Source organism: Arthrobacter psychrolactophilus, from assembly GCF_003219795.1.
Classification (GTDB): Bacteria; Actinomycetota; Actinomycetes; order Actinomycetales; family Micrococcaceae; genus Specibacter; species Specibacter psychrolactophilus.
Window position 1 is genome coordinate 204,940 of the sequence record NZ_QJVC01000003.1, and the last position, 14,236, is coordinate 219,175.

The 14,236-nt window shown below is 62.7% G+C and carries 13 protein-coding genes; 11 read left to right on the top strand and 2 right to left on the bottom strand.

The window, feature by feature from the left end; translation table 11 throughout:
• The first annotated feature begins 205 nt into the window (after positions 1 to 205).
• The 6 genes from CVS30_RS05365 (at position 206) to CVS30_RS05385 (ending at position 7,393) form a co-directional block, all read left to right on the top strand.
• Entirely contained in the window at positions 206 to 1,282 is a 1,077-nt protein-coding gene (locus CVS30_RS05365; RefSeq protein WP_245934443.1) for an App1 family protein phosphatidate phosphatase, read from the top strand.
• A gap of 94 nt (positions 1,283 to 1,376) precedes the next feature.
• Positions 1,377 to 2,309 carry a diacylglycerol/lipid kinase family protein gene (locus tag CVS30_RS05370; RefSeq protein ID WP_110484296.1) on the top strand — a complete coding sequence of 311 codons (933 nt, stop codon included), beginning with the start codon at positions 1,377 to 1,379 and terminating at the stop codon, positions 2,307 to 2,309.
• A gap of 106 nt (positions 2,310 to 2,415) precedes the next feature.
• Complete coding sequence (locus tag CVS30_RS05375; protein ID WP_110484297.1) at positions 2,416 to 3,225, top strand: DUF1206 domain-containing protein; 810 nt, start codon at positions 2,416 to 2,418, stop codon at positions 3,223 to 3,225.
• A gap of 326 nt (positions 3,226 to 3,551) precedes the next feature.
• Positions 3,552 to 4,844, top strand: coding sequence for a sialidase family protein (locus CVS30_RS18260; RefSeq protein WP_245934444.1), 1,293 nt, complete (start codon positions 3,552 to 3,554; stop codon positions 4,842 to 4,844).
• Positions 4,820 to 5,566: a hypothetical protein gene (locus CVS30_RS18265; RefSeq protein ID WP_245934445.1), complete on the top strand. Its 747-nt coding sequence runs from the start codon at positions 4,820 to 4,822 to the stop codon at positions 5,564 to 5,566. The genes CVS30_RS18260 and CVS30_RS18265 overlap by 25 nt, the downstream gene beginning before the upstream one ends.
• 291 nt (positions 5,567 to 5,857) lie before the next feature.
• Positions 5,858 to 7,393 (top strand): multicopper oxidase family protein, encoded by a 1,536-nt coding sequence (locus CVS30_RS05385; RefSeq protein ID WP_110484298.1) that lies wholly within the window; start codon positions 5,858 to 5,860, stop codon positions 7,391 to 7,393.
• 32 nt (positions 7,394 to 7,425) lie between these two features.
• On the opposite strand, the gene CVS30_RS05390 is transcribed toward CVS30_RS05385, so the two are convergent.
• Positions 7,426 to 8,304, bottom strand: coding sequence for an SDR family oxidoreductase (locus CVS30_RS05390; protein ID WP_110484450.1), 879 nt, complete (start codon positions 8,302 to 8,304; stop codon positions 7,426 to 7,428).
• A 102-nt stretch (positions 8,305 to 8,406) separates the two neighbouring features.
• Between CVS30_RS05390 and CVS30_RS05395 the strand changes: the two genes are divergently transcribed.
• Positions 8,407 to 8,784: a winged helix-turn-helix transcriptional regulator gene (locus CVS30_RS05395; RefSeq protein WP_110484299.1), complete on the top strand. Its 378-nt coding sequence runs from the start codon at positions 8,407 to 8,409 to the stop codon at positions 8,782 to 8,784.
• 150 nt (positions 8,785 to 8,934) lie between these two features.
• On the opposite strand, the gene CVS30_RS05400 is transcribed toward CVS30_RS05395, so the two are convergent.
• Entirely contained in the window at positions 8,935 to 9,612 is a 678-nt protein-coding gene (locus CVS30_RS05400; protein ID WP_110484300.1) for an ATP-binding cassette domain-containing protein, read from the bottom strand.
• A gap of 54 nt (positions 9,613 to 9,666) precedes the next feature.
• On the opposite strand from CVS30_RS05400, the gene aztB reads away from it, so the two are divergent.
• The 4 genes from aztB to aztD are packed head-to-tail and all read left to right on the top strand — an operon-like array spanning position 9,667 to position 13,942.
• Positions 9,667 to 10,551, top strand: coding sequence for a zinc ABC transporter permease AztB (gene aztB, locus CVS30_RS05405; RefSeq protein ID WP_110484301.1), 885 nt, complete (start codon positions 9,667 to 9,669; stop codon positions 10,549 to 10,551).
• Positions 10,548 to 11,792 carry an ABC transporter gene (locus CVS30_RS05410; protein WP_110484302.1) on the top strand — a complete coding sequence of 415 codons (1,245 nt, stop codon included), beginning with the start codon at positions 10,548 to 10,550 and terminating at the stop codon, positions 11,790 to 11,792. The genes aztB and CVS30_RS05410 overlap by 4 nt, the downstream gene beginning before the upstream one ends.
• Positions 11,789 to 12,700 carry a zinc ABC transporter substrate-binding protein AztC gene (aztC, locus tag CVS30_RS05415; protein ID WP_110484303.1) on the top strand — a complete coding sequence of 304 codons (912 nt, stop codon included), beginning with the start codon at positions 11,789 to 11,791 and terminating at the stop codon, positions 12,698 to 12,700. Before CVS30_RS05410 ends, aztC begins: the two co-directional genes overlap by 4 nt.
• A 51-nt stretch (positions 12,701 to 12,751) precedes the next feature.
• Positions 12,752 to 13,942: a zinc metallochaperone AztD gene (gene aztD, locus CVS30_RS05420; protein WP_245934446.1), complete on the top strand. Its 1,191-nt coding sequence runs from the start codon at positions 12,752 to 12,754 to the stop codon at positions 13,940 to 13,942.
• The last annotated feature ends 294 nt before the right edge of the window (positions 13,943 to 14,236 follow it).

Consider the following 14,236-nt stretch of genomic DNA (forward strand, 5'->3'; position numbering starts at 1 on the left):
TTTACTTCCATCCGATCATGATGCGACGCCCGCCGGGAGCATCGTTGAACGAACGGCCGCATAATAGTCACGACCCCGGGCGAGCCTCGCGGATTTTCTGGACACCAGTGAATTTCCTGCAATACGGCCGTGCCTAGTCCGGTATTTTGCCGCCCGTGTCATGAATCGCTCGCGCGAGCGTCCAGTCGTGTGGGACAGTGAACTCATGGTTACGTCTTCGCGCAAACCCCTCTCCGACGAGACCAACGGGCAAGCAGCTTCCCCACCAAAACCTTCAGCGCGAGCGCTGCTCGGAACGCTCATGCATGTCGCCGATGCCGTTCACGCTCTTCGCACACGGATGGCTACCGCAACGGGTGACGTTCCGACCATCGTCGCTTATCCCGGATACGGCAATACCACCTGGGTGCGCGTGTTGGCCAGGGTGGTCCTGACGGGCAAGTCGGGCGGTGCCACGAGCGGCAAGCTGCGCGGTTGGAAGTCATTTACCAGCGTTCCCATCCGGCACAGCCACGTGGAGGTTGAGATGGGTGGCGTCAGCCATTCGGTCCAGGCAGACGGCGGTGGGCTCGTGGACGTTCTCCTGGACGCCCAATTATCACCGGGCTGGCACACCATCACCCTGCGCAGCCAGGGCGCAGCCCCGGCCGAGGCGCGTATTCAGATCGTCGACCCGCAAGCAACCTTCGGCATTGTCTGCGACATCGATGACACCGTCATGGTCACCGCATTGCCTCGACCGCTACTGGCCTTGTGGAACACACTGGTGTTGAGCGAGAGGGCGCGAACACCTACCCCCGGCATGGCCGTCATGCTCGATCGGGTCATGGCGCAGCATCCAGGTGCGCCAATCCTCTATCTCTCGACCGGTGCGTGGAATGTAGCCCCGGCTCTTGCCCGCTTTCTGGCCCGCAATTTGTATCCCGACGGCGTACTTCTGCTCACCGATTGGGGCCCAACCAGGCAGCACTGGTTCCGCAGCGGCCGCGAGCATAAGCACAAGAATCTGGAGCGACTCGCCCGGGAATTCCCTAGCGTGCGGTGGCTCCTAGTGGGCGACGACGGGCAGCACGACCCCGAAATCTACGCCGAATTCGCCCGAACCCATGCCACCCAGACCGCAGCCGTCGCGATTCGTCAGCTTTCCACCGGGGAGGCCCTGCTGGCTGGTGGGCGCGCCCCTGAGGACTCCCCCATGGCCGAGCATGGGGCCGTATCGTGGGTTTCGGCACCGGATGGGGCCGGTCTAGCAATGCAAATGAAAGAGATTGGCCTGCTCTAAATTCTCGACGCCCCCTAGCTCGGCAGGACACTACCCGGATCCGTTCGGGTTAGGATTCAGTTCCACTCGACCAACACGAACTTACGAGGTCCTCATGGCAGAACAGCAGCTTCGGCAGGACAAACGTGCCGCCGTCGTCATCAATCCAATGAAACTCCCGGACGAGAACTTCAAGGCAGATTTCCTGCAGCTTTGCGCCGAGTCCGGGTGGGTCGAACCGTTGTGGCTGGAAACTACGGAGGACGACCCAGGCGCCGGGCAGACCCGCCAAGCCCTGGCGGCGGGGGTCGACGTCGTCATTGCCGCAGGCGGCGACGGCACTGTCCGCTCCGTTGCAGAAGTCATGGCCCGGACAGGCACCGCCATGGGCTTGATGCCCTTGGGAACAGGCAACCTTTTGGCGCGAAACCTCGGCATTGACGTCACCGATCCACTCAACGCTGGCAAGGGCATACTCACCGGGTCTGAGACCAAGATCGACGTCGTCAACGCCGTGCTTGACCATGGAAAAGACGAACAGCTGTTCCTAGTCGCCGCCGGTCTCGGCTACGACGCCGCCATTATGGGCAACACCAACGACGAGCTCAAGGACAGGGTGGGCTGGCTGGCCTACGTCGAATCCGGCATACGAAACCTACCGGGCAAGGCCACCACAGCCAAGGTCACCGTGGACGGCAAACTCACCGTTCACCGAGGGGTCCGCAGCGTCATGGTGGGCAATTGCGGAAAGCTGATGGGCGGCGTCGAGATTTTCCCCGAGGCACTGATCAGCGACGGCATCCTGGATCTGCTGGTCGTCGCTCCCCGTGGCCGGTTCGGTTGGCTCAACGTGGTCACCGGCGTCTTTGGCAAGGGTCGCAACAGGAATAAATCGGCACAAAGCCTCTCGGGCAAGGTTGCGGAAATCCAGTTGGAGCATCCGCAGGAATTCCAGCTCGACGGCGACCACGTCGGCACGGCCACTCATCTGCGGGTCACCGTCGATCCGCTGGCACTGACGATCAGGATGACAAAGTCACCGCAATAGCCGCTTCGTTGATAGGAGGAATCATGGCCATCGACACGGCAAGAACGGTTCGTATCCGCGGGGAAGAAGTCCACGGCGAACACTCACAATCCCAGGTCGAGGGAACATGAAAGCCGGCAGGGAAGCCCGCCGGGCCGCCAGCCGCGCCGGCAACAGCCCCGCCCTAACCACGATCGCCAGAATCGGTTTTGCGGCCAGTGGGCTCGTGCATTTGCTCATGGGCTACCTGTCCATCCGCATTGCCACTCATCAGGGAGGCGAATCTGACCAATCGGGTGCTTTCGCCCAGATGGTGAAATTGCCCGGCGGGATGATTATTCTGTGGGTCACTGTTGCGGGTCTGACAGCCTTGGCATTATGGCTGCTTCTGCAAGCCAGCCTTGGCATTGGGTCTTCTTCAAAAAAGCGGTGGGCTCGCAGTCTGGTTTCGCTTGGCAAAGCCATCGCCTATGTTGCCGTGGCCGCCACTGCCCTGTCGTTGGCCCTGCGGCACCCAACCGACTCGGCCACGAGCTCTCAACAGGCCAGCGGAACCATCCTCTCCCTGCCCGGCGGGCAGGCCCTGCTCATCGCCGTCGGACTTATCACGGCCGGTATCGGCAGTTACCTTGTCGTCAAGGGCGCGCGGAGAAAGTTCCACGAGGACATCGAGGTGCCAACCGGCCACGCCAAAACCGCTATCGAGGTTCTTGGCATTGCCGGATACGTCGCCAAAGGCATCGCGATCGTGACGCTCGGCGTCCTATTCATCGTCGCCGCCATTAAGACGAACCCAAAGGATGCCTCGGGACTCGACGGCGCCCTAAAAGCCCTTGTCGCCCTACCCTTCGGTGAAGTCATCTTGCTCGTGATTGCTTCTGGCCTAATGGCGTACGGACTCTACAGCTTTGCCCGGGCCAAACTGGCAAGGCTCTGAACGTTGACACGGCCCTGAGAGTTTCCGCGAGAACATCTGAATCACCATAAGAGACGCGCTCTTGAGCTCGACTATGGGCATCCTCCGAGGCTCAGCGGCTGGAAAACCAGCACCATCACGTGACATCACGGCTGGTCACACATTTGACGCATGTGATTGGGATCACTATGTTTGTTGGACGTTCTACATCCGACGTGGCGCAGGTCTCATCTTGTAGCCATCGGGCGCGGAACCTCCTGAAATGTAGTTTGCACCGAATCCGCGTGCCCATCGACGGGCACGGATCACTTGCGTCCGGTCCTGCCGGTCGCTTCGAGAGGACTGGGATGTATCGAAACCACCATGGAAAAATCGGCAACTTTGGCCGCGCAGCAACAGCCACTGTTGGTGCGGTAGTTATGTTGGCGGGTGCACTGCTGGCGGCATCACCGTCCACCGCGGCACCCACCGACGCACCGGGAACCTTCGCGGAGCAGAATTTGGCACCCACCGTAGTCAGCCCCTTTGCCGCCTATCGCATTCCCGCGCTGAGCTACCTGGGCAATAACGTAGTTGTGGCTGCCTGGGATGGCCGCCCCACCAGCGCCGCAGACTCCCCCAATCCCAACTCCATCGTCATGCGACGCAGCACAGATGGCGGCGCCACATGGGACACCCAGCGCACCATCCTGGCCGGGTTCCAAGGCACCAACAAGTACGGCTACAGCGATCCCAGCTTCATCTACGACGCCGAAGCCGGCAAGCTGTTCCTCTTTTCCGTCTATTCCAAGGATGTCGGCTTCGTGGCCAGCACCTTTGGCAACGACGATGCCAACCGCAATATCATCAGCGCCCAGGTCTCCGAATCCAGCGACGGCGGCCTAACCTGGAGCACGCCCCGTCTCATCACCAATGTGGTCAAGCCCGGAAGCAGCGCCAGCAACCCGCAGCCCGGAGATGTGCGCGGCATGTTCGCCAGTTCCGGCGAAGGCATCCAACTCAAGTACGGCACCTACGCCGGCCGCCTGATCCAGCAATTCGCCGGAGACGTCCGCCAGAGCGATGGCACCAACGCCATCCAGGCCTACAGCGTCTATTCCGACGATCACGGAGCAACGTGGGTCAAGGGCGCGAACGTCGGCAGCAAAATGGATGAGAACAAGACCGTGGAGCTCTCCGACGGCCGCATCATGCTCAACTCCCGCTCCAATAACGCAGCGGATAATGCCCGCAAGGTCGCCATCTCAACTGACGGCGGACACAGCTATGGCCCCGTCACCCTGGACACCAGCCTCGTGGATCCGGCCAACAACGCCGCCATCACCCGACTCTTCCCGGACGCCCCGGCCGGATCGGATGACGCCAAGAAGCTGATCTTCACCAATGCCAACGACGCCAATGTGCGCCAAAATGTCTCCGCCCGCGTCTCTTGCGACGACGGCGTGACGTGGGGTGTGCCGCGCGTCATCCGCCCCGGCTCCTCGGGTTACTCCACCGTGACGCGCCTGGAATCGGCCAGATCGGTGTGCTGTACGAGTCCAACTACGTCAACGGCATCACCTTCTCCAAATTCAGCGATGACTGGCTCAACAGCTGTGTTCCGCCCGTTCCTGCCGTGCCCACCACCATCGCCGGCGTGACCATCTCGGGCCTGCCCACCAGCACCTCCCGCGACCTCACCACCAACCCGTACACCGCCGGCGAGCAAGTTCCCTACAGCTTCACGGTCAAAAACAGCAACGCCGGTACCGTCACGGTCACCCCGACTGCCGGTAATTTTGCGCCCTTCGTCTCACCGGGCACGGGTAACTGCCGCTACGGAACCCTGACAGCTGGCAGCTCCTACAACTGCAGCACACCGCTGCACACCATCACGGCCGACGAGCTCGCCGCCGGTTACTTTGTCCCCGAAACCACCTGGACCGTGTCCGGTGCCGCGACCGGAAGCGGGAAAGTCTTAGGCCGCCCCGTCCCTCTCGGGAGCGGAGTCCAGACTCCTGGCGCCACGATCGCGGGCGTCACTATCGCTGGCACGTTGACCGACATCCGCAACGTCACGACCTCACCCTACGCAGTCGGTGAGACCGTGAGTTACAAGTTCTCCGTGCAAAACACCACACCGGGCACCCTCACCGTCACGCCGACCGCGGGCAATTTCTCTCCCTTTATCCCCGAGGGCATCGGCAATTGCCGCTACAAGAACCTCACGGCGGGCGCCTCCTACGTCTGCAGCACCCCGCGCCACTCCGTCACCGAAGCTGACGTGACCCGCGGCTACTTCGTCCCCGACACCTCCTGGAGCATCAGCGGAACAAGTACGACGGCGGGACGTCTCCTTGGCGAGGTGGTGCGGCTTAAGTAGCCCCTCACCAATTGCGCCAAAGCATGAGCTGCTCCCCGAAAGTCAAGGAACTGAACTATTCAGTCCAACGTTCGGGGAGCATTTCATTTGGCGGCAGGCACCACACTCGTGACAGCATGGGAACCACGCTGCGGCGCCACCTCATCGAGGGCATTCGACGCGAACATCTGCAATTATTGAAATGGTGGGGTGTGGTTGTTTCACTCCGTTATCCCATCATCTAGGTGTCGAGCTGGAGCCTGTCATCGTCCACGCCCGATCCCATATCACCCGATCCATGAAAGCCCGTGCATGAGCAGCAGCAGCACCCCTCGGCCCACCTCCGCCAGCATTGGCCCCCAGCTCCCCCGCATCAATCGCCGCACCTTCCTGATTGGCCTCGGCGCGTTAGGTGCCATCGGCGGGGTCGGCTTCTGGGCCACGAGCGGAAAACACGAAGAGGACGCGGGCACCGCTTTCGCCACTCCCCTGGCCATCCCTCCGCTGTTGCAGCCGGAGATGCTCGACGGCGAACGTGTCTTCCGCTTGAGCGCTCAGGCTGGCGAGACGGAGCTGGTTCCCGGCGTTTCCTTCGCCACGATGGGCTTCAACGGCACGCACCTCGGGCCCACGCTGCGCGCCACGCGCGGAGATAAGGTCCGCGTGCACGTGCGCAACGAACTCGCGGTGGCCACCACGGCGCATTGGCACGGCATGAAAGTGCCGGCCAGTCAGGATGGCACGGCACATCAGGCCATCGCCAAGGGCACCACGTGGTCTCCGTCATGGACGGTGGAGCAAGACGCGGCCACGCTTTGGTACCACCCACATCCTCACGGGCAGACCGAATTACAGGTGGGCAGCGGCATGGCCGGTCTGTTCCTCATCGACGACAAGGAGCCCTCGGGCCTGCCGTCCGACTATGGCGTGGACGACATCCCGCTCATCATTCAGGACGTCACGGTGCAATCCGGCGGCCAACGCGAGGGAACGCCCACCGTGACCCCGATCGGGCGCATTGGCAACACCGTGATCGTCAACGGAACCCACGAGCCGCACTTTGTGGCGACAACCCGCCAGCTACGCCTGCGCGTCCTCAACGCCTCTGCCGCCCGCTGTTACAACCTCGAGCTCTCCACGGGCGAAGACTTTCACCTTGTGGGCACCGACGGCGGGCTTCTGTCCGCACCAGCCGCCATGAGCACGCTGTTGCTCTCCCCCGCCGAACGCGCCGAAATTCTTCTCACCGTGCCCCAGGATGCCGAGGTGGTGTTGCGCTCGGTGCCGCACGATCTCGGCATGACCAAGGGCGACAATATGACCTCCGGCGCCGAGGACACCTTTGGGATCCTGCGGATCACGGGATCCAAGACCGGCACCGAGCCCCCGCTGCCCACAGCGTTACCGTCGGCCAACCATCCCGAGGCGGTGTCCGGCGTCGAGCGTCATTTTATGCTCGGTGACACCACGATCAACGGCAAGTCGATGGACATGAGCCGCATCGATACGGTCGTCAAGGCCAGCTCCACCGAGCTGTGGACCGTGGAAAATACCTCCAAGCGGGCCCATAATTTCCACATCCACGGCACGCAATTCATCGTCGCGGCAGAAAATGGTGGGCCGCCGGCGCCCCGCAATCAGGGCTGGAAGGACACGGTGTTCATCGAGCCCGGCGCGAGCGTCCAGCTGACGGTGCCCTTCAGCGAATTCGCGGATCCCGCGACCCCGTATATGTACCACTGCCACATGCTCTGGCACGAGGATCAAGGCATGATGGCGCAGTACGTGCTCACGAATGGGGAAGCTTCCGCCGAACCCATGATGGCCGACGGCGCGATGCACCACTGAGTGCCGGGGTCGCGGACCGCTATGAGTCCGGCTTAGGCGTTGGCGGCCGAGAGTGCGTCGGCAGCGGCCTGCACAGCCTCGGAGAGCGACGTCGTGGGGCGGCCAATAAGGGCCCCCAGCTCGCCATTGCTGACCAGCAAATCGCCACGCGCGATGCCCAGATCGCTGTCGGCCAGGATCTGCGCAAATTGCGCGGGAACACCCGCACCGATCAAAGCCTGTGCGTAGTCCTCCGCAGGCAGATCTTGGTAAGAGACCTGCTGGCCGGTAGCCGCGGTGACCGATTCGGCGAGTTCGCCAAGCGTGAAGGCAGTATCGCCACCCAGCTCGTAAACCTTTCCGGCCTGATCGTCAGCAAGAAGCACGGCTGCCGCGGCCTGGGCAAAGTCTGCACGGCTGGCGGCGCTGACGCGGCCATCGCCAGCGCTACCCAGGACCACCCCGTGCTGGAGGAAATTAGCCAGCTGCTCGGTGTAGTTCTCCAGGTACCAGCCGTTGCGCAACAAGACGAAGGGAAGGCCGGAATCACGCAGGGCAACTTCCGTGGCCTGATGTTCGCCGGCCAACGCCATGCCTGTCGTGTCGGCGTTAGCGATGCTGGTGTAAGCGATCAGAGCCACACCGGCCTCCTTGGCGGCGGCGATGACATTGAGGTGCTGCGGGAGTCGCTGGCCAACCTCGCTGCCGGAAACCAGCAGGACCTTCTCGGCGTCGGCAAATGCCGCGTGCAGAGATGCGGGGTCGGTGTAATCAATGGGGCGAATCTGGACGCCGCGGGCTGCGAAGTCAGCGAGCTTTGCCACGTTTCGGCCCGTAGCCACGATCTTTTCGGCAGGAACGTTCTGGTCAAGAAGTGCTTCGACGACGAGGCGGCCAAGCTGGCCGGTAGCACCGGTGACGACGATGGTCATGAGGGATTCCGTTCTTTGGAGGAAGTGTTTCATCTGTGCCAACATCGCCTGCGCGCCATTTCTTCCGAAAGGAGAGTACGCACTTAAAGGTAAGGTACCTACATGAAGGTAAGTACCAGCACCAACCAGTCGTTCGATCCTCTAGCAGGCGGTATCTTCCCTGCCGCGTGCCCCAGCAGGACGGTGCTCGATCACGTCTCCAGCAAATGGGGTGTCCTCATCCTCGTGGCCTTGGCTCAGGGTCCGCAGCGCTGGAGCGAATTACGCCGTCGTGCCCAAGGCATCAGCGAAAAGATGCTCGCCCAGACCCTGAAAACACTCGAAGGCGACGGTTTCATCCTTCGAGACGCCCAGCCAGTCATTCCGCCCAGGGTCGATTACAGCCTGACAAGCCGCGGTAGTGAGCTCGTTGCGCTGCTCGTCCCGTTATTGGAATGGATCAATGTGCACGCCGAGGACATCGTCAACGGTCAAGCCTGAGGGCGCACTCCGCTCAACCCGGAGACTCGTCATCGACCATGATTCTCCCTGCTGCGCCCGACTTGGAACCGAGCCCACGGATCTGTTTTTTGCACTCACCTCCGCCGTGCCCCTGATGCTCGACGGCGGCATGCACCACTGAACCAGCGCTCACCTTGAGTGTGGGGAAAGTTGGGCGGAAAGCCGGCGCCCACTTTCCAATCTGATGACAAAGTCGGCATCGGCAATGGCGTCCTCGTCGTGACTGACGCAGGCCACCGCCGCGCCGCGCCGGGCTTCCTCGGCAAGCATGGCGCGTGTGCGGTTCCGGCTCTCAGCATCAAGCCCCGCCGCCGGTTCATCGAGCAGGAAAATCCGTGCCCGTCGGGCGATCCCCTGGGCCAGCAAGGTTCGTTGGCGTTGACCTCCCGAGAGGGCGTTGAAGGGCGCCGCGGCCAGATCGGCCAATTGCACTCGCTCGAGCGCCCCGGCCACCCGCGCTTTGCGTTCCTTGGCACTCAGCTCGGTCGAACCACGGGCAGAACCACGCCGTGCAACACCCCAGGTTCCCATGGCAACAACCTCCCGCACGGTCAGTGGCAACGTGTCCGGGGCACTGACTCGTTGCACCACGAGCGCCACCTCATCGGCGCGCTCCACCGAGCCCGTCAGTGATTGCCGCACCCCGGCCAGAATCTCCAGCAGCGTCGACTTTCCGGCACCGTTGGGTCCCGCAATGGCGGTCAGCGAACCCCACGGCAACTCAATATCAACACCATGAAGAACAGGCACCTCAGCAAAACTAAAGGACAGATTTCGCCCACGTAGGGCGTAGTCAGAATTGATCACGGTTCAGTCTAACTCAATTTGATAATCATTCTCATTAGCATTTAGAGTGATGGCATGTCCTGGCTCATAGAACCTTTCACAGCAGATTTTTTCCTGCGAGCGCTGCTCGGCGGTGCCCTCGTCGCTGTCATTTGCGGCGTCGTGGGAACGTGGGTGGTGGTGCGCGGCATGGCGTTTCTGGGCGAGGCCATTGGGCACGGCATGCTGCCCGGCGTTGCCCTGGCCACGATGCTCGGGGTGCCGGCCATGGCCGGTGGCGCGGTGAGTGCCGTGATCATGAGTGCCTTGATCGGGGCGCTGCAGAAGCGTGGCCGGCTGTCGTACGACACCAGCATCGGTCTATTGTTTGTGGCCATGTTGTCGCTCGGCGTCATCATCGTCTCGCACTCACGGACCTTCGCCACCGACGCGACGGCAATGCTATTCGGTGACATCCTCGCCCTGAAAACCCTGGACCTCATTGGCCTGCTTGGCGCCGCGCTTGTGACGATCGTTGTCGCCGCGGCCCTGCACCGGAACTTTGTCGCCGCCGCCTTCGACACCCGCATCGCCAAAACCTTGGGCCTGCGTCCCCAGGTGGCGCAGTTGGCCTTGGTTGGCCTGGTGACGCTCGCCGTCGTGTCGTCCTACCAGGCCGTCGGGTCCTTGCTGGTCGTGGGATTGCTCCTCGCGCCGGCCGTTGCGGCCACGCCATGGACGGCCAGCATCCCCACCCGCATGATGCTCGCGGTTGTCTTCGGCGTGCTCGCGGTCGGCGCCGGGCTGCTCTGCTCCTGGTATGCGGGCACGGCAGCAGGGGCCTCCATCGCGGCGGCCGCGATCGCCTTCGCAGCCCTCTCCCCTCTCGCGGCACGATTCACCCCAGCACGGCGCAGCACCTCACACCAGCCCATCACCACAGCCTCCCCGCAGGCATCCTTTTCTGGAAAGAACTCATGATTCTTCGCTCTCCCACGCTTCTTCTCACCACTCTCCTCGCCCTGACACTTGCAGGCTGCAGCTCTGCCTCCACCCCACCAGCAACCCCAAGCTCGACGGCGGATCAGCCCACCTCTGCAGGTCATGGCGCCGTCACGGGAGCGGCCGAGGTCAAGGAACCACAACGCCATCTCGTGGCGATCGACACCGCGGGCAAGGCCTCCACCTTGGATCTCCTCAGCGGCAGCCCTTCCCTCCTCGATCCAGTGACGCCGCCGGACACTGTCACGAGCGATGGCCGCTACGTCTTCGCGGCCAACTCCACCGGCGTGGACATCCTCGACAGCGGTGTCTGGACTTGGGATCACGGCGACCACTCGCACTTTTACCGGGGCGAGGCCGCCACCATCGGCACTCTTCCGGGCAAGGGCACGGCCACCATTGCTTTTGGTCCACTCTCTACGGCTGGCACCACAGGACTGTTCTTCCCAGACTCCGGCGACGCCGTACTGCTGGATAACTCGGCACTCTCCGATGGCACCATCTCGGAGTCGCTCCGCATGACGGGCACCCCGCACGCCGGCATTATGGCCCCGCTCGGCAAGGGCGCCGTCGTCACTCAGAGCGGTGACGATGGAGTCGCCGCGAGCCTGCGCGCCCTTGATGCCACAGGCAAGGAACTCACGACTGCGGGTTGCCCGGCTGCCGCTGGCACCATCACCACCCGGGTGGGCCTCGTGATTGGCTGCGCCGATGGCGCGGTCCTGGCCACGAGTGATGGTGATTCACCGACCCTGGAACACATCCCGTACCCCGACGGCGCTGCGGCCCCGGCGACCGAGTTCAATGCTCGCAAGGGCCGACCCACCGCGGCAGGCATCGGGACAGACAAGGGGGTCTGGCTACTCAATACTCGACAGAAAAGCTGGGAATGGCTCCCCACGACCACCCCGGTGATCGCGGCAGCCGCCGTGGATAACGCTGCTAGGCATGTTGTCGTGGTCGGGGCCGATGGCAGAGTCAGCGTGTATGCCCAAGGAGACAAGGAGCCGCTTGCCACCACGGCACCGCTTCTGGGCAAGAGTCTGGACACGCCGAACCTTGCCGAACACATCCAACTCACGGTCGACAGCGAGCGTGCCTACCTCAATGCCCCCGCGGAAGGCGTGGTCTACGAGATCGCCTACGCAGATGGTGCACGGATTGCCCGGACGCTCACCCTACCCACCGAGGCCAGCCACCTCGTGGAGACCGGCCGATGAGGCGCCCGCTTCTGCTGGCCGCGGCAGCGGTACTGGCCTTGCTTGCCTCGAGTTGCTCGGCCGCTGCACCTGCTGCGGGCCCGCAGATTGTGGTCACCACAAATATTTTGGGCGACGTCACGCGTCAGGTGCTGGGCGATCAAGCCACCGTGACCACACTGATGCAGCCCGAATCCGATCCGCACTCCTTTGAGATATCGGCCCAGCAGGCCGCGTCCATGAGCAACGCAGATCTGGTGGTCTCCAATGGCCTGGGGCTAGAGGAGGGCTTGCAACAGCACCTTGACCGAGCAGCCGCGGCGGGCGCTCCCATGCTCGTCGCGGGTGAGGTGGGCGACGTCGTGCCGTACAGTTCCGGCGACGCGAAAGGTACCCCGGACCCGCACTTTTGGACCGATCCCGCGGCCATAATCAAGGTGGTCGACGCCCTCGAGGAGTCGGCTGGGCAGATCGACGGTATCAACGAGGAAAAGCTGTCCGCGAGCGCAGCCGCCTATCGGCAGCAACTCACGGCGCTGGACCAGGAAATGACCACGGCCTTCGCCGGACTCCCCCGGGAGCGACGGGCCCTGGTCACTAACCACCATGTGTTTGGCTATCTCGCGGCACGCTTTGACTTCACCGTCATCGGTGCCGTGATCCCTGGCGGAACCACGCTCGCCGCTCCTAGCGCCGCAGATCTTCGCGAACTCAGCGAGGCGATCCGCACTGCTGACGTTCCCACAATTTTTGCCGACTCATCCCAACCCGACCGGCTGGTGCAGGTGTTGGCAAGCGAGGCCGGCGTGAAGGTGCAGGTCAGCGAACTCTTTACCGAGTCGCTGACCCGTCCCGACGGCGCCGCCCCGACGTATCTAGACATGATGCGCGTCAACACTCAACGGATCGTCGACGGCCTTGCGCCGTAAACACCACCAACTTTCAACAACGCTCATCACCGAAAAATAAGGAAACAACCTATGCTTCGTCAAAGAACCACCCGTCTCAGTGTCACCGCCGCCATCGCGGGGCTCACCTTCCTACTTGCCTCCTGCGGGACCAGCGCCGATACCCCCGGAACGGCCGCACCCAACCCGGGCGGACGCGTCGCCGTATCCCATCCGGGCGGCATTAGCGTCCTGGATGGGACAACGCTTGAGCTCGTCAAGAGTTTCGATTCCGAGGAGTTCACGCGACTCAACCCCGCTGGCGATGGCCGTCACGTCGTGGTCACCACCACGGCTGGTTTCCAGCTGCTCGATATGAACGAGCCCAAACTGACGGACCTCGTGGTGGATGCCAAGGCTGCCGGGCATGTGGTCCGCCATGCAGGAAACACCGTCTTCTTTGATGACGGAACGGGCACCACCACCATCATGAAGTCGGCAGATCTCGCCACGAGCGAGGAGAAACTTCCTGCAAGCCAGCATTACCAGGCACCCTCTCCCCACCACGGCGTATCCATTGTCTTGGAAGACGGAACACTGCTGACCACCGTGGGAGATAAGAGTTCACGCTCGGGTGCCACGGCATTGGAGGCACATGAGGATCACTGGCATGCTACCGCGGAGAGCAAGGACTGCCCCGGAATCCACGGCGAGGGAACTGCGGCCGATGAGGCCGTGGTCTTTGGCTGCGAAAACGGCGCACTGTTGTTCCACAATGGCAGCTTTGAAAAGTTCACCGCACCGGATCAGTACGGTCGCATGGGCAACGCCTATGTCTCCGAGAGCAGCCCGATCGTTGTGGGAGATTACAGCAACAATCCTGACGCTGAAGGCTACCTACTTAACGCCGTCGTGCTTCTCGATACCGAAAAGCACAGCTACCAGGCCGTGACGCTGCCGGCGAATGTTCAGTACACCTGGCGCGATATTGCGCGCGGCCCCGGGGACCTGGCCTACATCCTCTCGACCGATGGCTCCATCCACGTACTTGACCCCAAGGACGGCTCGATCGTGAACGAATTCCCGGTCATCAAGGCGTGGGAAGGCCCTGCTGAATGGCAGGACGCGCATCCCGCGATCGTGGTCAACGGCAACACCGCCTACGTCACCGAACCTGCCACGAGCACGATTCACACCGTGGATCTCACCACGGGCAAGGTGGGGACCTCCAAGACGTTGGACGCTGTGCCAAACGAAATCGCGCTCAACGTCGCGGCGCACTAAACACTCAATCGGCCAACGGCCGTCGCACCCCTGCGGGTGCGGCGGCCGTTCGTGTGCCCCGAGAAAGTTCGTCACAGGACGCCCTGGGCGATCAAAGATCGGGGTCGGGTCAGCAACGCATTCAACACCAAAATCGAGCCCGATTTTCAAGGCGATTTTCGGTAGCAAGCGACGCGATGACGACCGTCTGAATCGTCTGTCGAAGCCGCAGCAAATGTGTTCTGGATTACAACGATTCGGTAACGCGGACTCCAAAATATCCCCACCCTATGCGGAAATCATGGGATCGCTTCC